19 protein-coding genes and 1 riboswitch are annotated in these 18,399 nt (G+C 72.3%); of the genes, 7 read left to right on the top strand and 12 right to left on the bottom strand.

Annotated elements, in window-relative coordinates:
* Window position 1 precedes the first annotated feature (1 nt).
* Together ABZU32_RS10445 and ABZU32_RS10440 are read right to left on the bottom strand one after the other, a co-directional pair.
* Window positions 2-805 carry a CbtA family protein gene (locus ABZU32_RS10445; protein WP_354919910.1) on the bottom strand — a complete coding sequence of 268 codons (804 nt, stop codon included), beginning with the start codon at window positions 803-805 and terminating at the stop codon, window positions 2-4.
* A 19-nt stretch (window positions 806-824) separates the two neighbouring features.
* On the bottom strand, window positions 825-1,046 hold the full coding sequence (locus ABZU32_RS10440) for a CbtB domain-containing protein (protein ID WP_354919907.1): 222 nt from the start codon (window positions 1,044-1,046) through the stop codon (window positions 825-827).
* Window positions 1,047-1,079: 33 nt separating this feature from the next.
* A riboswitch (cobalamin riboswitch) is annotated at window positions 1,080-1,227 on the bottom strand.
* Window positions 1,228-1,270: 43 nt separating this feature from the next.
* Here ABZU32_RS10440 and ABZU32_RS10435 point away from each other — a divergent pair.
* Window positions 1,271-2,110: a histidine phosphatase family protein gene (locus ABZU32_RS10435; protein WP_354919904.1), complete on the top strand. Its 840-nt coding sequence runs from the start codon at window positions 1,271-1,273 to the stop codon at window positions 2,108-2,110.
* Window positions 2,111-2,188: 78 nt separating this feature from the next.
* Here ABZU32_RS10435 and paaE read toward each other — a convergent pair whose 3' ends face one another.
* The 6 genes from paaE to paaZ form a co-directional block, all read right to left on the bottom strand.
* Entirely contained in the window at window positions 2,189-3,286 is a 1,098-nt protein-coding gene (gene paaE, locus ABZU32_RS10430; RefSeq protein ID WP_354919901.1) for a 1,2-phenylacetyl-CoA epoxidase subunit PaaE, read from the bottom strand.
* 1 nt (window position 3,287) lies between these two features.
* Complete coding sequence (gene paaD, locus ABZU32_RS10425; protein WP_354919898.1) at window positions 3,288-3,824, bottom strand: 1,2-phenylacetyl-CoA epoxidase subunit PaaD; 537 nt, start codon at window positions 3,822-3,824, stop codon at window positions 3,288-3,290.
* A complete protein-coding gene (gene paaC / locus ABZU32_RS10420) occupies window positions 3,818-4,690 on the bottom strand; it encodes a 1,2-phenylacetyl-CoA epoxidase subunit PaaC (protein WP_354920213.1) in 873 nt (290 codons plus the stop codon). The genes paaD and paaC overlap by 7 nt, the downstream gene beginning before the upstream one ends.
* 196 nt (window positions 4,691-4,886) lie before the next feature.
* Window positions 4,887-5,168 (bottom strand): 1,2-phenylacetyl-CoA epoxidase subunit PaaB, encoded by a 282-nt coding sequence (gene paaB / locus ABZU32_RS10415; protein ID WP_354841075.1) that lies wholly within the window; start codon window positions 5,166-5,168, stop codon window positions 4,887-4,889.
* Window positions 5,165-6,217 carry a 1,2-phenylacetyl-CoA epoxidase subunit PaaA gene (paaA, locus tag ABZU32_RS10410; RefSeq protein ID WP_354919895.1) on the bottom strand — a complete coding sequence of 351 codons (1,053 nt, stop codon included), beginning with the start codon at window positions 6,215-6,217 and terminating at the stop codon, window positions 5,165-5,167. Before paaA ends, paaB begins: the two co-directional genes overlap by 4 nt.
* A 107-nt stretch (window positions 6,218-6,324) precedes the next feature.
* Window positions 6,325-8,358, bottom strand: coding sequence for a phenylacetic acid degradation bifunctional protein PaaZ (gene paaZ / locus ABZU32_RS10405; protein ID WP_354919892.1), 2,034 nt, complete (start codon window positions 8,356-8,358; stop codon window positions 6,325-6,327).
* A 343-nt stretch (window positions 8,359-8,701) separates the two neighbouring features.
* On the opposite strand from paaZ, the gene ABZU32_RS10400 reads away from it, so the two are divergent.
* Window positions 8,702-9,346 (top strand): TetR/AcrR family transcriptional regulator, encoded by a 645-nt coding sequence (locus tag ABZU32_RS10400; RefSeq protein ID WP_354919889.1) that lies wholly within the window; start codon window positions 8,702-8,704, stop codon window positions 9,344-9,346.
* A 26-nt stretch (window positions 9,347-9,372) separates the two neighbouring features.
* On the opposite strand, the gene ABZU32_RS10395 is transcribed toward ABZU32_RS10400, so the two are convergent.
* The 3 genes from ABZU32_RS10395 to ABZU32_RS10385 all read right to left on the bottom strand — a co-directional run bounded on the left by ABZU32_RS10395 (window position 9,373) and on the right by ABZU32_RS10385 (window position 11,962).
* Entirely contained in the window at window positions 9,373-10,212 is an 840-nt protein-coding gene (locus ABZU32_RS10395; protein WP_354919886.1) for a MetQ/NlpA family ABC transporter substrate-binding protein, read from the bottom strand.
* An 83-nt stretch (window positions 10,213-10,295) separates the two neighbouring features.
* Window positions 10,296-10,895 (bottom strand): methionine ABC transporter permease, encoded by a 600-nt coding sequence (locus tag ABZU32_RS10390; RefSeq protein ID WP_354920210.1) that lies wholly within the window; start codon window positions 10,893-10,895, stop codon window positions 10,296-10,298.
* 53 nt (window positions 10,896-10,948) lie between these two features.
* Complete coding sequence (locus tag ABZU32_RS10385) at window positions 10,949-11,962, bottom strand: ATP-binding cassette domain-containing protein (protein WP_354919883.1); 1,014 nt, start codon at window positions 11,960-11,962, stop codon at window positions 10,949-10,951.
* Window positions 11,963-12,463: 501 nt separating this feature from the next.
* Between ABZU32_RS10385 and ABZU32_RS10380 the strand changes: the two genes are divergently transcribed.
* Window positions 12,464-14,167: a SpoIIE family protein phosphatase gene (locus tag ABZU32_RS10380; RefSeq protein ID WP_354919880.1), complete on the top strand. Its 1,704-nt coding sequence runs from the start codon at window positions 12,464-12,466 to the stop codon at window positions 14,165-14,167.
* A 106-nt stretch (window positions 14,168-14,273) separates the two neighbouring features.
* On the opposite strand, the gene ABZU32_RS10375 is transcribed toward ABZU32_RS10380, so the two are convergent.
* Complete coding sequence (locus ABZU32_RS10375; protein ID WP_354841053.1) at window positions 14,274-14,726, bottom strand: helix-turn-helix domain-containing protein; 453 nt, start codon at window positions 14,724-14,726, stop codon at window positions 14,274-14,276.
* A gap of 91 nt (window positions 14,727-14,817) precedes the next feature.
* Between ABZU32_RS10375 and ABZU32_RS10370 the strand changes: the two genes are divergently transcribed.
* From ABZU32_RS10370 to ABZU32_RS10355, 4 genes are all read left to right on the top strand, one after another.
* A complete protein-coding gene (locus ABZU32_RS10370) occupies window positions 14,818-15,411 on the top strand; it encodes a dihydrofolate reductase family protein (protein WP_354919878.1) in 594 nt (197 codons plus the stop codon).
* A gap of 97 nt (window positions 15,412-15,508) precedes the next feature.
* Window positions 15,509-15,871, top strand: a complete 363-nt coding sequence (locus ABZU32_RS10365) for a PPOX class F420-dependent oxidoreductase (protein WP_354919876.1) — start codon at window positions 15,509-15,511, stop codon at window positions 15,869-15,871.
* A gap of 548 nt (window positions 15,872-16,419) precedes the next feature.
* On the top strand, window positions 16,420-17,787 hold the full coding sequence (locus ABZU32_RS10360; RefSeq protein ID WP_354919873.1) for a lectin: 1,368 nt from the start codon (window positions 16,420-16,422) through the stop codon (window positions 17,785-17,787).
* Between the two features lie 169 nt (window positions 17,788-17,956).
* A complete protein-coding gene (locus ABZU32_RS10355) occupies window positions 17,957-18,331 on the top strand; it encodes an MmcQ/YjbR family DNA-binding protein (protein ID WP_354919870.1) in 375 nt (124 codons plus the stop codon).
* Window positions 18,332-18,399 lie beyond the last annotated feature (68 nt).

The following is an 18,399-nucleotide window of genomic DNA, read 5'->3' as shown; positions in this document are numbered from 1 at the left end:
GCTACAGCGCGGGCGCGCGACGCGGAGCGAGCATCCGGTCGGCGAGCAGGCCGAACGCGAGCCCGAGGCCGCTCCACAGGACGGCCTGGATGCCGACGGACGCCAGCCGGAACCTCCACAGCAACACGGCGGGGAAGTCAGCGGGCACCTCCTCGACCCCGGGCATCAGCAGTCCGGCGGCGGTGACCGCGGCCAGGAAGGCGACCACGGCCAGCACCGTCGCGTCGCCGTTCCCGAAGCGAGGGGCCAGCCTCCGGCCCAGCGACACCGCCGCGACCGCGAGGAGCACGGCGATCAGGACGAACACGAAGTACAGCGCGGTACGCCGCCCGATGGTGGCGGGATCGCCGACGGCCGGCGGGTTCGCCGGGTACTTCAGGAACGGGACCAGCTCGACCGCGACGAATCCGGCCGCGGCCAGCAGACCGGCCGTGACCCTGGGCGTGAACGCCCCGAGCCGTCCGTAGGCGAAGGCGAACACGAGCGCGAAGACGCCTCCCACGGCCAGGCCGTAGACGCCGACCGCCGTGGCCAGGCCCACGGTCGACTGGACGGCCCGGCTGAACGGTTCTCCGTGGTCGGTGTCCCCGGCCGCATCGGCGTGCGCGTGCGGAGCGAGGTCCGGCGCGGGGAGGGCTCCGGCGGCCGGCGCGAGCGCGTGGCCGGCCTGACCCGCGTGGGCGTGCCCCTCCAGGGCGACCGCGGCCCCCACCTGGGGCTCGCCGAAGATCCAGGCGAACACCAGGGCGAGGGCGGCGGCGACGAGGCCCGCGAGCATGCCGCGGACCAGCAGGTTCTTCACCATGCCGTTGCCGGTTCCCGTGTCAGTGGCAGGGGAAGCCGAGCAGGTGACGACCGTCGTGCACGAACTCGTGGACGGTGTTGCCGGAGATCAGGGAGGTGGCCCCCTGCTCCGCGCCGACGAAGTACAGCAGGGCGAGGGCGAGCACTCCGGCGAAGACGGCCCACGGCAGCAACTCCCGGACGGGAATGCGAACGGGGATGCTCAGCGGAGCGGACGGGGAATGCGGAACGGCCTGAGCCATTTGTCGTGCCTCCTCGGGATCACGCGTCCCATGCGGGGTGGCGGTGACGACGGAGGGTCTGACTCCCGGCCCGGAGGGACCGGTCACAGTGGCGCGGCCGTGCCAGAGTCTCGCTGGCTTCCCCACACCGTCAACAATGTCGGTTGGACGCTACGCGTGAACCATGGTCCCGTCAATGGGGCGAAGAGTGACAATCGCCCCTCTTATGCCACAGAGAGGATGCAGTGTCAGCCCGACTTATCCTGATTTGTCATGGTTTCACGGACTCGCTCCAGCGAGCCGCGTTCCCCCTCGACGACGAGGAACTCAACGCCCGCGGACGACAGGAAGTGACCCGCGCCGTCCCCCTCCTCACCCAGACCGGCACCCTCCCCGTCCCGAGCGACGCCGCCGGGATCGCCCCGGGTACGACCCCCGGGACCGTCCCGGACACGACCGCCGGAGCCGCCCCGGGCACAGCCACGAAGGTCACCTCTGATACGGCCCCAGGGGCGACCGCCGAGAGGCTTTCGGGCGCGACCACCGAGAGCAGTTCGGGCACGACCACTGAGGCCGTCCCGGGCACGACCGCTCCTCTGCGCGGCCCTGCGGCACGCCGGCGGGACGTCGTGCTGTGCGGCCCGGCGGTGCGGTGCCTCCAGACGGCGGCCGGGCTCGGCCTGACCGCCGTGGTCGACCACGGGCTGCGCGACCGAAACGCCGGCCGGTGGGCGGGGCGGACGCTGGCCGAGATCCAGGCCCGGGAGCCCGAGGAACTGGTGGCCTGGCTGACCGACCCCGCCGCCGCCCCGCACGACGGGGAATCGGTGCTCGCCCTGATCGAGCGGGTCGCCGCCTGGCTGCGCACGGCGCACGGCGAGGGCGGTGGCGGTGGCGGTGGCGGTGATGGCGGCGGCGGGAGGATCATCGCGGTCACCCATCCGGACGTGATCAGGGCCGCCCTCGTGCACGTGCTCGGCGCGCCCCCGGAGACGTTCTGGCGCATCGACGCCGAGCCGCTCACCAGCGTCCGCCTCACCTCCCACGCCGGCCGCTGGCGCCTCCGCCTCCCCCGCCCGGCCTGACAGACCGCACCACCCCACCCCCCGAACGGCCGCCTCAGCCACCCCGCGATCCGTGGAAATCCCCGGCGCCGCGCGGACTCAGGCGTCGAAGTCGACGGTGACGTCGGGCGACAGGGGGATGGACTGGCAGGTCAGCACGTAGCCTGCCGCCACCTCGGCGGGTTCGAGGGCGAAGTTGCGGCGCATCTCCACCGTCCCGTCGGTCACCTTGGCGCGGCAGGTGCCGCACACGCCTCCCTTGCAGGCGAACGGCAGGTCGGGCCGGACGCGCTGCGCCCCCTCCAGCACGGTGAGGCCCGGCGGCAGCGGCATGGACGTGGCCCGGCCGTCCAGGACGACCGTCACCTTGGCGACCGCCTCCTCGGAGACCCCCGCGACCCGGCGGGCCGGCGGTGGCGGCGGCTCGTCCACGTAGAACAGCTCGTGGTGGACGCGCTCCGGAGCGACGCCCAGCTCGGCGAGCACCGCCTTGGCGTCCTTGACCAGCCCGTACGGGCCGCAGAGCCACCAGTGGGCGACGGCCGGAACGTCGGTCAGGGCGGGGAGCAGCAGGCGGAGCTTCGGACGGTCCAGGCGGCCGGTGAACAGCTCGGGCTCTCTGGGCTCCCTGGACAGGACGTGCACGACCTGGACGCGGGCGGGCGCGGAGTCCTTCAGATCGGCCAGTTCCTCCCCGAACATCACCGTTCGCGTCGTGCGGTTCCCGTAGAACAGCGTCACCGACGACCCGGGCACCGTCAGCACGGACGACGCGATCGACAGCACGGGGGTGATCCCGGAACCGGCGGCGACGAACACGTGGTCCGCCGGTCGGGACAGGTCGGCGGTGAAGCCCCCGGTGGGCGGCAGCGCCTCCACCTGTTCCCCCGGCCTCAGGCGGCGCACCAGCCGGGTGGAGAACAGCCCGTCGGGGATCTCCCTGACCCCTATGCGCAGCGGGCCGCCCGCCGGCGCGCAGATGGAGTACGAACGGCGCTCCTCGCGGCCGTCCACGAACGCGCGCAGCGTGAGCGACTGGCCGGGGAGGAAGGCGAACTCCTCCGCCAGCTCGCCGGGCACGTCGAAGGTGATCGCGGCGGCGTCCTCGCACAAGCGATCCACCCGTGCCACCCGCAAAGCGGCGAACCGCCCCCTGCGCCGCCGCCCGCGGTCTCCGGCCGCTCCGGTGCCGGGCATGTCACAGCTCCTTGACGTGCTCGAAGGGCTCACGGCACGCGCGGCACCGCCACAGATCCTTGCAGGCGGTGGACCCGAACCGGGACACCTCCTCGGTGTCGCCGGACCCGCAGCGCGGGCAGCCGACGCGCCGCCGGACCGGGCCGAGGGTCAGCGGCACCGGTCCCCTCCGGCGCGCAGGGGCCTGACCGGGCGGCGCGACGCCCGCGTCGGCGAGCCTGCGCCTGCCCTCCTCGGTGATCCAATCGGTGGTCCAGGCCGGGGCGAGGACGGTACGCACCTCGACATCGGCGTATCCGGCGGCGCGCAGAGCGGCGGACAGGTCGGCCCTGATGGCGGCCATCGCCGGGCAGCCGCTGTAGGTCGGGGTGACGGTGACGACGACGCTTCCGTCACCGGTCTCCTCCACGCCGCGCAGGATGCCGAGGTCGTCCAGAGTGAGCATGGGCAGCTCCGGGTCCAGAACGGCCCGCGCGACCTCCCACGCGCTCGACACTCCCCGTCCCGGCGCTCCTGACCTGGCTCGCGGGCTCACCATGTCGCCCCCTGGTGGGCGCGGGCGACGCTCTGCAGTTCGTCGAGCAGGCGGGACAGGGCCGGAGTGTGATCTCCGTCGCGCCCCCGCCCGGGCCCGGAACCTGCGACCGTGGTGGAGGGCCGGGTGAGGGTGGCGGCCGTGAGGACCTGGCCGATGACGTCGTCGAACTCCTCGCGGAGGGTGGCGGGGTCGACGCCGGCGCCCGCCCGCGCGAGCCGCGCCTCGACCTCGTGCGGGACGAACAGCTCCGCCACGTCCGGCCACACGGCCGCGAGCCCCTCGGTGACGCGCTCGCGGGAGTACGGCGTGCCGTCGCCGAGCCTGACCACCCAGCCGGCGGCGTAGTCGCGGTGGTAGGCGACCTCCTTCACGCCCTTGGCGGCGACCGCGGCCAGCACCGGGTCGCGAGAGCTCGCGAGCCGGTCGAGCAACGCCAGCCGCCAGGTCGCGAAGACCAGCAGCCGGGCCATCTCCTGCCCGAAGTCGCCGTTCTCCGCCTCGGCGAGCCGGACGTTGCGGAACTCCTCCGGGCCGCGCAGGAAGGCCATCGCGTCCTCGTCGCGTCCGGAGCCGTCGGCGGCGCCCGCGCGGGACAGCAGCAGGCGGGCCTGCCCGAGGAGGTCCAGCGCGATGTTGGCCAGCGCCACCTCCTCCTCCAGCTCGGGGGCGTGCGTGCACCACTCCTGGAGCCGGTGCGACATGACCAGCGCGTCGTCGCCGAGCATCAGGCAGTAGGCCGACAGGTCGCCGGCGTCCACACCGCCGGGCAGCCGGGTGTCCACACCGGCCAGCGGGTCCGTGAACCCGGTCCCGTACGCCCAGCGGGGGTCGTCCGCGTCGTTGATCGCCTCATAGGCGTCGGCCAGAGACGGCTCCCGAGGATCGCCCGGAAACGGCTCGTGAACACCGGCCGACGACGGAGCGCGGACGTCCGCCGACGACGGGACGCGCACATCGGACGCGGACGGGACGCGGACGTCGGGCGCGGAGGGTTCACGAGGGTCCGGCGTGGCGGATCCACGAGGGTCCGGCGTGGCGGAGGCTTCGGAGGACATCGTGGCCTCACATGTGCGGGACGTCGTCGGGCAGGGTGTAGAAGGTCGGATGCCGGTAGACCTTGTCGCCGCTCGGCGCGAAGAACGGGTCCTTCTCGTCGGGGCTGGTGGCGGCGATGTGGTCGGACCGGACGACCCAGATGCTCACGCCCTCGTTGCGGCGGGTGTAGAGGTCGCGGGCGTGGCGCAGCGCCGTCTCGTCGTCGGCGGCGTGCAGCGAGCCGACGTGGACGTGGTTGAGCCCTCGCTTGCTGCGCACGAACACCTCGTACAGCGGCCAGTCGCTCATGCCCTCGCCTCCGCCCCCGCGGCCGTCCCGGCGTCCGCGCTCGTCGCTCCGGCGTCCGCGCTGGTCGTCCCGACGTCCACGGCCGTCGCCCCGGCGTCCGCGCTCGTCGTCCCGGCGTCCGGGGCGGTGCGGCGTGCGGTCTTGCGGGCGTGGGCGACGGCGGCCTGGCGGACCCAGGCGCCGTCCTCGTGCGCGGAGCGGCGTACGGCGACGCGCCGCGCGTTGCAGGGCCCGTCGCCGCTGATCACCCGCTTGAGCTCCGACCAGTCGACCGGACCGAAGTCGTGGTGGCCGCGCTCGGGGTTCCACCGCAGCTCGGGGTCGGGCAGGGTGACGCCGAGCACCTCGGCCTGGGGCACGGTCATGTCGACGAACCTCTGGCGCAGCTCGTCGTTGGTGTGCCGCTTGATCTTCCAGGCCATGGACCGCGCGGTGTTGGGCGAGGCGTCGTCGGGCGGGCCGAACATCATCAGGGACGGCCACCACCAGCGGTTCACCGCGTCCTGCACCATGTCGCGCTGGGCGGGGGTGCCCTTCATCATGGTGAGCAGCAGCTCGTACCCCTGCCTCTGGTGGAACGACTCCTCCTTGCAGATGCGGATCATCGCCCGCGCGTAGGGGCCGTACGAGCTGCGGCACAGCGGCACCTGGTTGCAGATGGCCGCGCCGTCGACCAGCCAGCCGATCACCCCGACGTCGGCGTAGCCCAGCGTCGGGTAGTTGAAGATCGAGGAGTACTTCTGCCGCCCCTCGATGAGCATCGCGGTCAGCTCGGAGCGGTCGGCGCCGAGCGTCTCGGCGGCGGAGTACAGGTAGAGCCCGTGCCCGGCCTCGTCCTGCACCTTGGCGAGCAGGATGGCCTTGCGCCGCAGCGTCGGCGCGCGGGTGATCCACTCGCCCTCGGGCTGCATGCCGATGATCTCCGAGTGGGCGTGCTGGGCGATCTGCCGGACCATCGTCGCGCGGTAGCCGTCGGGCATCCAGTCGCGCGGCTCGACGCGCCGGTCCTGCTCGATCGTCCGGTCGAAATGCCGTTGGAGGTCAGCCATCCGCCGTCACCCCTTTACCGAACATTCGGTCAGTTATCAGTCTCGCTCAGCGGCCCGTCCCGCGCAAGGCCGCGCCTCCGGACGGGCACGGCCGCGCCGGCCGCCGGTCAGCCCTCGCGCCGGGCGACCAGCGTGAGCACGTCGTACTTGGCCACCGACGAGCCGTCCTGCTTGGTCACATCGGCGTCCCAGCGCACCTCGCCGTACCCGGCGCCCTCGCGCGGGTCGATCTGCTTGGCGGTCAGCGTCACCGTCAGCTCGTCGCCGGGGTACACCGGGGTGAGGAAACGCAGGTTCTCCAGCCCGTAGTTGGCCAGCACCGGCCCGGGGTCGGGGTCGACGAACAGCCCCGCGGCCAGCGAGACGATCAGGTACCCGTGGGCGACCCTGCCGTCGAAGAACGGGTTGGCCCTGGCGGCCTCCTCGTCCATGTGAGCGTAGAAGGTGTCGCCGGTGAACGCGGCGAAGTGGTCGATGTCGGCCAGGTCCACGCGGCGCGGCCCCGCGACGACCGTGTCCCCGGGCCTGAGCTCCTCCAGGTGCTTGCGGAACGGGTGGACGCCGGTCACCGCGCGCTCGCCGCCGGGCACCCAGCGGCCGGTGATCGCGCCGAGCATGGACGGGCTCGCCTGGACGGCGGTGCGGTTCATGTGGTGCAGCACCCCGCGGACGCCGCCCATCTCCTCGCCGCCGCCGGCCCGCCCGGGGCCGCCGTGGACCAGCACCGGCAGCGGCGACCCGTGCCCGGTGGACTCCTTGGCCGCCTCGGCGTCCAGCACGAGCAGGCGTCCGTGCCAGGGAGCCGTGCCGAGCACCACCTCGCGGGCGAAGTCGCGGTCGCCGGTCACCACCGAGCCGACCAGGCTGCCCTGGCCCCGCGCGGCCAGCTCGACGGCCCGCGCGGCCGAGGTGTAGGGCATGAGCGTGCTGACCGGTCCGAACGCCTCCACCTCGTGGGGCTCGGGGCGGTCGGCGTCGTCCACGCGCAGGAGCAGCGGCGAGACGAACGCCCCGCGCTCGGCGTCCGCGCCGACGACCTCCACCCGCTCGGGATCGCCGTACACCACCGAGCCGGCGGGGATCAGGGCCTTGAGCGCGCGGCGCACCTCGTCGCGCTGGCCGAGGCCCGCGAGGGCGCCCATGCGCACCGACGGGTCGGCCGGGTGACCCACCGTGACCTTCGCCAGCCGGGCGGCGGCGGCCTCGGCCACCGCGTCCATCAGCCCGGCCGGGACGAACGCGCGCCGGATGGCCGTGCACTTCTGCCCGGCCTTGACGGTCATCTCGGTCACGAGCTGCTCGACGAACAGGTCGAACTCGGCGCCTCCGGGCGCGGCGTCCGGACCGAGGATCGAGCAGTTCAGCGAGTCGGCCTCGGCGTTGAAGCGCACAGAACGGGCGGCGACCACCGGGTGGGTGCGCAGTTTCTGGGCGGTTGAGGCCGAGCCGGTGAAGGCGACCACGTCCTGCTCGGTGAGGTGCTCGAACAGGTCGCCCGCGCTGCCGCACACCAGTTGCAGCGCGCCTTCGGGCAGGATGCCGGAGGCGATGATCAGCTCCACCAGCCGCGCGGTGACGTAGGCGGTCTGCCCGGCCGGCTTGACCAGCGACGGCATGCCGGCCACGAAGGCGGGCGCGAGCTTCTCCAGCGGGCCCCAGACGGGGAAGTTGAAGGCGTTGATCTGCACGGCCACCCCGCGCAGGGGCGTGTAGACGTGCTGTCCCACGAACGAGCCGCCCTTGCTCAGCGGCTCCACGCCGCCGTCCAGGTGGACGGTGGCGTTGGGCAGCTCGCGGCGGCCCTTGCTGGAGTAGGAGAACAGCGCGCCGATGCCGCCGTCCACGTCGAAGCGAGAGTCGTTCAGCGTCGCGCCGGTGCGCAGCGACAGCGCGTACAGCTCCTCCCGATGTTCGCGCAGGTGGGAGGCCAGCGCCTTGAGCAGCGCGGCGCGCTGATGGAAGGTCAGCTCGCGCAGGGCGGGTCCGCCCGTGCGGCGCCCGTACTCCAGCGCGGCGCGGAAGTCGACGCCCGCCGAGGAGATGGTGGCGACCTCCTCCCCGGTGACCGCGTCGTGCAGCGGGGCCCCCTCGTCGCGCGGGACGTGCCAGGAACCGGTGACATAGCTGCTGAGCGGGGCCATAGCCGACCTCCCCATCGAGGAACACCATGCGGGCCGTTCGCCAGGATGGTAACCCCGCGCCGGCCGGGCGCGGGGAGCCGCGAGGCACGGCCGCCCTCTGCCTCCTACCCACTCCCCGAGCCTCGCGACACCCCTCGCGGCATGGGGGCCGAGGCGGGCCTTCTGCGATACTTCCCCCGATGACCACCGCCCACGTCGCGCCGTCCTACGGGGGCCGTCGATGACCACCACCCGCGCCACGCGATCACACCGGGACCGTCGATGACCACCACCCGCGTCGCGCCACCCCACCGGGACCCTCGATGACCACCATCCGCGTCGCGCCGTCCCACCGGGACCGTCGGTGACCACCGCCCCGGTCACCCCGCCCCGCCGGGGACGTCCCGGATACGACCTGGAGTCGCTGCTGGCCGTCGCGGTCAAGGTGTTCAACGAGCGCGGCTACGAGGCCACCAGCATGGAGGACCTGTCCCGCAGGCTCGGCATCACCAAGTCGGCGATCTACCACCACGTGTCGGGCAAGGACGAGCTGCTCCGCCTGGCCGTCGACCGCGCCCTCGACGGGCTGTCGGAGGCCGCGCGGGAGACCGCCACCCTGGAGGGCCGCGCGATCGACCGGCTGGAGCACCTCGTGCGCCGCAGCGTGCACGTGCTGGTCGAGCGCCTCCCGTTCGTCACGCTGCTGCTGCGGGTGCGCGGCAACACCAAGGTCGAGCGCCGGGCGCTGGCACGCCGCCGCGAGTTCGACCACATGGTCGGCGAGCTGGTGCGGCAGGCCGGCGCGGAGGGCGACGTCCGGTCCGACGTGGACCCGGCGGTGGTGAGCCGCCTGCTGTTCGGCCTGGTGAACTCCCTCACCGAGTGGTACAGGCCGCGCGGCGGCATGGGCGCCGACGCCCTGGCCGACGCCGTCTGCAAGATCGCCTTCACCGGCCTCCGCCACCCTCCGGCCCCGCAACCGGCTCCCTCCCGGCGAGAGGACGCCTGAGCTACCCAGAGGGGACCAGGGGTCGGTCAGGTGGTGGCCGAGATCACCGAGCCCTGGTAGGTGTCCTCGATGAACTTCTCGACCTCCGGGCCCGCCAGGAGTCCGGCCAGCTTCTTGACCCGCGGGTCGCTCTCGTGGCCCTTGAGGACGACCAGGCCGTTGGCGTAGGGGTTGTCGTCGGCCTTCTCCAGCACCAGGGCGTCGGAGGCCGGCTTGAGCCCGGCCTCCAGCGCGTAGTTGCCGTTGATCACCGCCGCGTCGACGTCCTCGAGCGAGCGCGGCAGCTGAGCGGCCTCCAGCGGCTTGAACCGCAGGTTCTTGGGGTTGTCCGCCACGTCCCGCTCGGTGGCCGCGGTGCCGGCGCCCGGCTTGAGCTTGATCAGCCCGTTGTCCTCCAGCAGCTTGAGCGAGCGCCCGAGGTTGGTGGCGTCGTTCGGCACGGCGACGGTCGCGCCGGAGGCCAGCTCGCCGGCGCTCTTGACCTTGCGCGAGTACAGGCCGAGCGGCTCCAGGTGGACGGCCTGGACGAAGGTCAGCTCGGCGCCGCCCTTGGACTTCAGGAAGTCCGCCAGGTAGGGCCGGTGCTGGAAGTAGTTGGCGTCCAGCCGTCCCTCCTGCAACTGCACGTTCGGCTGCACGTAGTCGGTGAACTCCACGATGTCCAGCTTCAGCCCGGCGGCGGGCGCCAGCTTGTCCTTGACGAACTTCAGGATCTCGGCGTGCGGAACCGGGCTGACGCCCACCTTCAGCACACCGTCGCCGGCGGCCGGCGAACCTCCGGCTGGCGCGGCCTCTCCGGACGCGCCGCACGCCGCCAGCGTCAACGCGAGCGCGGCCGCCGCCACGGCGCCGATCAACTTACGCATCTGATATCTCCTTGCGCTCAACTGCGGGTCTGGTCCTGCGGCCTGCGGACGGGCGGAGGGCTCGTCCGCGGCGGCGGGAGGTCTCATCGGTGGGACAGCCGGCGGGCCAGAAGGTCGCCGAGGCTCTGGATGACCTGCACGACCACCACGAGCAGCACGACCGTGACGACCATCACGGCGGTGTCGAAACGCTGGTAGCCGTACCTGATGGCCAGGTCGCCGAGCCCTCCGCCTCCGATGGCCCCGGCCATCGCCGAGTAGCCGATCAGCGCCACGACGGTTACGGTGAGCCCGGCGACCAGCCCGGGCAGCGCCTCGGGCAGCATGACGCGGCCGACCACGCGCGCGCGGCCGGCGCCCATCGCCTGGGCGGCCTCGACGACCTCGCGTTCGACGCCGCGCAGGGCGGTCTCGACCAGCCGGGCGTAGAAGGGCACGGCTCCGAGCGTGAGCGGCACGATGGCGGCGACCGTCCCGATCGTGGTGCCGGTGACCAGGCGCGTGAACGGCAGGATCGCGACCATCAGCACGATGAACGGCAGCGAACGCCCGACGTTGACGATCCCGCCGAGGACGGCCTTCACGGCGGGGGCGGGGGTGAGGCCGCCGCGGTCGGTGGTGACGAGGAAGACCCCCAGCGGCAGGCCGAGCACCAGGGTCAGCAGCGCGGACCAGAACACCATCTGGACCGTCTCCCCGGTCGCCTGCGTCAGCGCGGGCAGCAGTTCGTCGCCGTTCACCGGGCCTCCTCCGTGATCGTCCTGGCCTGGACCGGCACGGTCCCCTCGGCCCCCGGCGGCGCCTGTTCGACGATGACGCCGCGTTCACGCAGGTAGGCGAGGGCGCCGGCGTGGTCGCCGCCGTCCATGCGGACGCGGAGGCGCCCTACCGGCCGCCCGCCGAGGTCCTCCAGCGAGCCGCCCAGGACGTTGACGTCCACGTCGAATCCGCGTACCAGGCTCGACATCACCGGCTCGTCCGCCGAACCGGCGAAGGTGAGGGTGACGGTGCCCGGCGGCGCCGGCTCGGGCAGCGGGAAGATCTCGCGGGTGAGCAGCGACCCTGGACGCGCGACGAGGTCGGCGAGCGTGCCCGCCTCGGCGACGCGGCCGTCCCGCATGATCGCGACCGAGTCGCAGACGCCCTTGATGACGTGCATCTCGTGGGTGATCAGCAGGATCGTCAGCCCCAGCTCGGCGTTGAGGCGCTTGAGCAGGGCGAGGATGGACTGCGTGGTGCCGGGGTCGAGCGCGCTGGTGGCCTCGTCCGACAGCAGCACCTTCGGCCCGGCGGCGAGCGCGCGGGCGATGCCGACGCGCTGCTTCTGCCCGCCGGAGAGCTGCGCGGGGTAGGCGGACGCCTTGCCCTCCAGCCCGACGAGTTCGAGCAGTTCACGCACGCGTGCCGCGCGCCGCGCCCGGGGCAGGCCGGCGACCTCAAGCGGGAAGGCGACGTTCGCCGCCACCGTGCGGGACGACAGCAGGGCGAAGTGCTGGTGGATCATGCCGATGCCCTGCCTGGCGCGGCGCAGCTCGGCGCGGCCGAGCGCGGTCAGCTCCTGGCCGGCGACCGTGACGGTGCCGGCGGTCGGGCGTTCGAGCAGGTTGACACACCGCAGCAAGGTGCTCTTCCCGGCCCCGCTCTGTCCGAGCACGCCGAAGATCTCACCCTCGCGGACGTCGAGATCGACCCCGTCGAGGGCGACGACGCCGTTGCCGTAGACCTTGCGCAGGCCAGAAACATGTATCACAGGTAGGTTATATCCTGAATAGAAGATGGTTGTTACCAGGAGAAAAGGGACGAGGGGCGGGGCTGCCGCTTCAGCCCGAACAGCGACGCGCGCGCATGGAACCGTCGGCCTCCGGCATGGGCCAGGTCAAAGGCAGGGCAAGCGTCACGGTGGGCCCAACCCTCCTACGCGGTAACACAATTCCCGTGGCGCGGTGTGATACCGGCCACTCGGCCCGCCGGACATGCGACCTCACCCGCCGTCAACCGTCGCTTCATGGCTGATCACCAGGTCACACGGCGGACGATCACCCGGTGCAGAGCTGGTTCCACGATGACCGCGCCGTGCTGTCGCGCCGTCGTCCCGGCGAGGCCACAGACCATCGCTTGAGGAGTTCTCGCGAAAGGAAACCAAGGGTAGGTGCTAATTTACTCACGGTAGCCGCAGACCCGCACGGGGAGGAGTCGACGCACCTCCTCGCGGCGCCGGGCACGACGTCCCATTCGTTTCCCAGGGGGTCCGATGGCGCCTGCGACGAGAACAGAGGCACCTGCGGACGAGGTCCGCCGGCCGCGCCCGAGCGTGCGGCACCTGGCCGGCTGCGCCGCCATACTGCTCGACGCCGACGGGCGCGTCACTCAGTGGGGCGGAGGGGCGGTGCGCCTGTTCGGGCGCCCGCCCGAAACGGCCATGAGCCACGACATCTGCGACCTGCTGTTGCGCGGCACCCGCCGCGAGACCGTCCATCGGGCGCTGCGGCAGGTCGCGTCGGGCGTGCGCTGGTGCGACGTGCTGTCCGCCGAATGCGCCGACGGCCGCGTCCACGACGTCGTCTTCACCTGGGAGCCGCTGGCCCATCCCGGTCCCTGGGGCGCGGTCATGGTCACCGCCGTGGACGCCTCCCCGCCCCGGCACGACGGCGCCGACGCCTCGGCCCGCGAGCGCCTCGCCCTCCTCGACGAGCTGAGCACCCACATGAGCGCCACCCTCGACCCCCGGCAGGCCGCCGAGGATTTCACGGCGTTCGCCGTGCCGCGCGTCGCCGACACCGCCACCCTCTACGTCATCGAGGGCCTGCTCAGAGACGAGGAACACCCCGAGCGCGCCCCCGACGGGTCGATGCGCGTCCGCCGCCTGGCCCTCAAGCTCGGCGCCCGCCAGACCGACGAGGTCAAGTGGCACGCCGCCTTCCCCGTCGACGAGGTCGTCGGCTACAGCGCCCGCCATCCGGCCTCCCGGTGCATGACGGCGAACGCGCCGGTGTTCTCCTCGGCGGCCGACCTGGAGATCGACTACCTCGACCGCATCATCGGCGTCCTCGGCGAACCCGCCCTGCGCTACCTCGAGATGTCCTCCTTCCTCACCGTGCCGCTGACCGCCCGGGGCATGGTCCTCGGCTTCATCGCCCTGTCGCGCTTCCCCGACCGCAGCCGCTTCGACGAGCACGACAAGGCGCTCGCCGAAGACCTCGCCGTCCGGGCGGCCATCTCCATCGACAACGCCCGGCTCTACACCCGCGAGCGGCGCACCGCGCAGGCCCTGCAGGACAACCTCGCGCCGCGCACGCTCACCGCACCGCACGGCCTGGAGGTCGCCCACCGCTACCTCCCGGCGAGCGCCATGCGGGCGGGCGGCGACTGGTACGACGTCATCCCGTTGTCGGACACCCGCATCGCCCTGGTCGTCGGGGACGCCATGGGGCACGGCGCCGTGGCCGCCGGCGCGATGGGTCAGCTGCGCGCCGCCGTTCGCGCCCTCGCCGGCACCGACCAGCCCCCGGACGCGGTGCTGCGCCGGCTGGACCACATGGCCGAGGACATGGATGCCATCCAGTGCGCGACGTGCCTCTACGCCATCGTCGACCTCGCCACCCACACCTGCTCGCTCGCCTGCGCCGGCCACCCGCCGCCCATCCTGGTGAGCCCCGACGGCACGGCCTCCGTGCTCGACCTCCCGGCGGGGCTGGCGCTCGGCCTCGGCGACCCCGCCTTCGCCCGCGCCTTCACCACCACCCAGGTGCCGATGCCGCCCGGCAGCACCCTGGCCCTCTACACCGACGGCCTGGTCGAAAGCCGTGAGCAGGACATCGACACCGGCATCGCCACCCTCCGGCGCGCCCTCGCCTCCCCCGGCCCCACCCTCGAGTCCACCTGCGAATCCATCATCGCCGCCCTCCCCCGCCAGTACGACGACGTCGCCCTCCTCCTCACCCGCACCATTTTCTGACGAACAGGTCCGGCGGCGAGGAGGCGAACCCCACCCCTCGCCCCCGCCGCCGGCGACCGATGCCGCGCCCACCCACCCACCCACGACTGACCGCTGCCGAACAGGGTCACGTGGCTGCGCCGGGGCCTGGGAGGGGGTCGACGTCGGGGGCGTGCATCGGTTCGCCGCAGTGGGTGCAGCGCAGGTCGACCGCGCTGACCTCGCCGCAGGCGTGGTGGCGGTAGAGCACCGGGGGGCCGGCTTCGCCGGCGAGCCATTTGTCTCCCCAGCCGGTCATGACCATGAGCAGGTCCACCAGCTCGGTGCCCTTCTGGGTCAGGACGTACTCGTAGCGGGGTCGCCGGTCGTAGGGACGGCGCTCGATCACTCCATGCTCGACCAGGTGGTTCAGCCGCTCGGTGAGGACCTTGCGTGAGATTCCGAGGTCGGCCTGGAGCTGCTCGAACCGGGTGAGGCCGACCCAGATGTCACGCAGCACCAGCGGCGACCAGGGCTCTCCGATGACGTCGAGCGTGCGCGCGATCGAGCACGCCATTCTGCTGAAGTCCGTGCGCTGCATGGAATCAGCATAGCAATCAGAGTTCCCTTAGGGAACGTCGCCTGCTACGGTCATGGAGTCTCTTCAAGATACTCCAGGAAGGATCACGCGGATGAGCAAGGTCATCAGCGCCCACGCGGTGTCGGTCGACGGGTACATCACCGGTCGCGAGCCGGGCGCGGGGCGCGGCCTGGGCGACGGGACGATGCTCTTCGACTGGTACTTCGACGGCGACACCCCCAGCCAGGTGTTCGACGGGTTCAAGCTGAGCGGGCCCAGCGCGCGCCTGTTCGACGCCCTCGCCGGGCGCGTCGGCGCGCTCGTGGCGGGCCGCAACACCTACGAGGACTCCGACCACTTCGGAGGCGGCGGACCCCACCCGACGGCCCGGCCGTTCATCCTCAGCCACCGGCCGGCGCCGGAGATGACCGAGCGGCAGACCCTGGTCACGACCGGCATCGAGGACGCGGTCGCCGCGGCCCGCGCGGCCGCCGGCGGCCGGGACGTCTTCCTCATGGGCGGAGGGGTCGTGACCGCGGCGTTGAAGGCGGGGCTCATCGACGAGGTGGTCCTCCACCAGGTGCCGGTCCTGCTCGGCGGCGGCCGGCCCTTCTTCCAGGCGCTGCCCGAGCACGTGCGGCTCCGCCTCATCGAAGCCGTCCCGGCGTCCGGGGTCACCCACCTGCACTACGCGATCGAGCGATGACCCTCGCCACCGGCAACCTCACGTCGCCCACCGGCGACCACTGCCACCAGCCCGCCCATGACCCCCGCCAGGAGATGACCACGATGCTCGACCCGAAGTGCGCCGCGTGCTCGACGGCACCTCGATCGCCCACCTCGCCAGCGTCCTGCCCGACGGCGCGCCCCACTCCGTCCCCCTCTGGGTCGGCACGCACGGCGACCACGTCGTGATCATGACCGGCCCGGGCTCCCGCAAGGCCCGGAACCTTCGCCGCGACCCGCGGGTCGCGCTCTCCCTGACGCCGCAGGACGACCCGTTCCGGCCGGTCATCATCCGCGGCCGCGTCGTCGAGTGGCTGGAGGGCGACGCGGCCTGGACGATCATCGACCGGCTGGCCGACAAGTACATCGGGCGGCCGTACCCGCGAGACGAGGAGCGCGTCGTCGCGGTCATCGAGCCCGCGCCGGCCCGGACGACCTGACCACGGCGCCCCATCTCCGTCCCTGCCTGGCACCGGCCGAGCAGGTGCCCGTCCGACGAGGAACCGATCTGATTCGAGCGCCCATGCCGGCAGCGCCCGTGCCCGGCCGGGGCAGGCGGAAAATGGCCTGGCGCCACGTCATCGAACGCGCGAACCGTTCCGGTGAAAATTTCACTACATGTGTCAAATGTGGTCATACGTCTTACCTGGTCAAGGCAAGAGACAAGTGAGGAGCGCATCGCGACGAGACGGGGCGTCGTTGACAGGTCCCGTCATCGTCGGATGTGCTCCGCTGTGCGTCACCTCACACCAGCGCGAAGAGAATGCGAAACGGTTCGACACGCTCCGGACGCTCGACCCTCGAAACGCGGTCCGGCCGCGGTGAGGGCCCCGGGACGCATCCCCTTCCGCCGGGATCCGGCGCCGCCGCGTTCACCCGGAAGGTGCCGGATCAACGGCCGGCCATGCCTGCCGGCCGATGTCTCACCCCCTGATCAAGGAGAAATGATGATTTTCTCTCCCCCGTCCCTCGCCGAGGGGACCGCCCCATGTTGAGACACAGATCCATCTTCGGGGCGGTCGCCGTCGCGGCACTGCTGGTCCTGGCCACGGGTCAGGCGGCGCTCAGCAGCATCCGCGAGAGCGCGTCGGCCGCGGCCGCGCCGACCAGCGGATGCGGCAAGGCCCCCACGCTGGCGAGCGGCTCGCACACGATCAGCAGCGGCGGCCAGAACCGCAGCTACATCCTGCGGGTCCCGCCCTCCTACGACAACAACCGCCAATACCGGTTGATCTTCGGATTCCACTGGGTGGGCGGCACGGCCAACGACGTCGACTCCGGCGGAACCGACGGGTACAACTGGTCGTACTACGGCCTGAGGCGACTGGCGGACGCCGCGAACAACAGCACGATCTTCGTCGCGCCACAGGGCATCGGCAACGGCTGGGGCAACTCCGGCGGCCAGGACGTGACCTTCGTCGACAACATGCTGAGCCAGATCGAGGCCGGCCTGTGCGTCGACACCTCGCAGGTCTTCTCCGCGGGGTTCAGCTACGGCGGCTCGATGACGTACGCGCTGGCCTGCGCCCGGCCGACGGTCTTCCGCGCGGTCGCGGTCTACTCCGGCGGACAGCTCAGCGGGTGCAGCGGCGGCACCCAGCCCGTCGCGTACATAGGTGTCCACGGACTCCGCGACGGCACGCTGTCCATCGCCACGGGACGGTCGCTGCGGGACACGTTCGTCAGGAACAACGGCTGCACCGCGCAGAACCCGCCCGAGCCGGCACAGGGCAGCTTGACGCACGTCGTCACGTACTACTCCGGGTGCCGGGCCGGGTATCCGGTCGCCTGGGCGGCGTTCGACGGAGGCCACGACCCGGGTCCGATCGACGGCTGCACCTGCGGCGGCTGGAAGAGCTGGACCCCGGCAGAGGTGTGGAAGTTCTTCACGCAGTTCCAGTCCGGCGGCCCGTCGCCCTCTCCCTCGCCCACGGTCTCCCCGACCCCGACCCCCACTCCCACCGCAGGTGGCGCGGGCGCCATCCGTGGCGTCGGATCGGGCCGGTGCGTGGACGTGACCGGCGGCTCGCAGGCCAACGGCGCGCAGGCGCAGATCTCCGACTGCAACGGGCAGGCCAACCAGCAGTGGACCACGACCAGCGCGAGTGAGCTGCGGGTGTACGGCAACAAGTGCCTGGACGTGAACGGCGGCGGCACGGCCAACGGCTCCACCGTGATCATCTGGGACTGCAACGGGCAGAACAACCAGAAGTGGCGGTTCAACTCCGACGGCACCATCACCGCCGTCGGCGCCAACAGGTGCCTGGACGTGCCCAACAACGCCACCGCAAACGGCACCAAGCTCGCCATCTGGGACTGCAACGGCGGCGCCAACCAGCGCTGGACCCGTACCTGATCCCACTACGAAGATCTTCGGGCACCACCCTCGCCGGGCCGGCCGATCGGCCCGGCGAGGTCTCTTTTCTGCTGACCGCCAGGCGTTCGGCCCGGATCCCCGCAGCTCATCGGCAGGCAGTTCTGGGCGCCCCGGCGGAATGTCGGTGGGGGCGGTTACCGTGCCGACCGTGACCATTGAAGACGAGCGGACGATCACGGTCGAGGACGTGCGGCGGGTGGCGATGTCGCTCGCCCGCACCGAGGAGGCGCTGGTCCGTGACCACGTGAAGTTCCGGGTGCGGGGCATCGTCTACGCCTCGATCTCCCCCGACGAGACGCTGATGGGGTTCGGGTTCCCGAAGGAGGAGCGCGCCGCCCTGGTCGCCTCCGAGCCGGAGAAGTTTCTCATGCCCCTGCCGTCCGACGAGCGCTACCAATGGGTCCGCGCCCGGCTGTCGGCCCTCGGCCACGACGAGATGCGCGAGCTGGTCACCGACGCCTGGCGCATGGTCGTCCCCAAGTTCCTCATCCGCGCCCACGACGAACGGCAGGCACGTCCCTGACCCACCTACCGGGAGGGGAAGGAACTTCCCTGACCCACCGATCGGAAGGCAGGTCCTCCCTGACTTAC

Origin of the sequence: Sphaerisporangium sp. NPDC005288, assembly GCF_040607475.1 — a bacterium.
GTDB lineage: Bacteria > Actinomycetota > Actinomycetes > Streptosporangiales > Streptosporangiaceae > Sphaerisporangium > Sphaerisporangium rhizosphaerae.
This window is presented reverse-complemented; position numbering and strand designations above follow the sequence as displayed.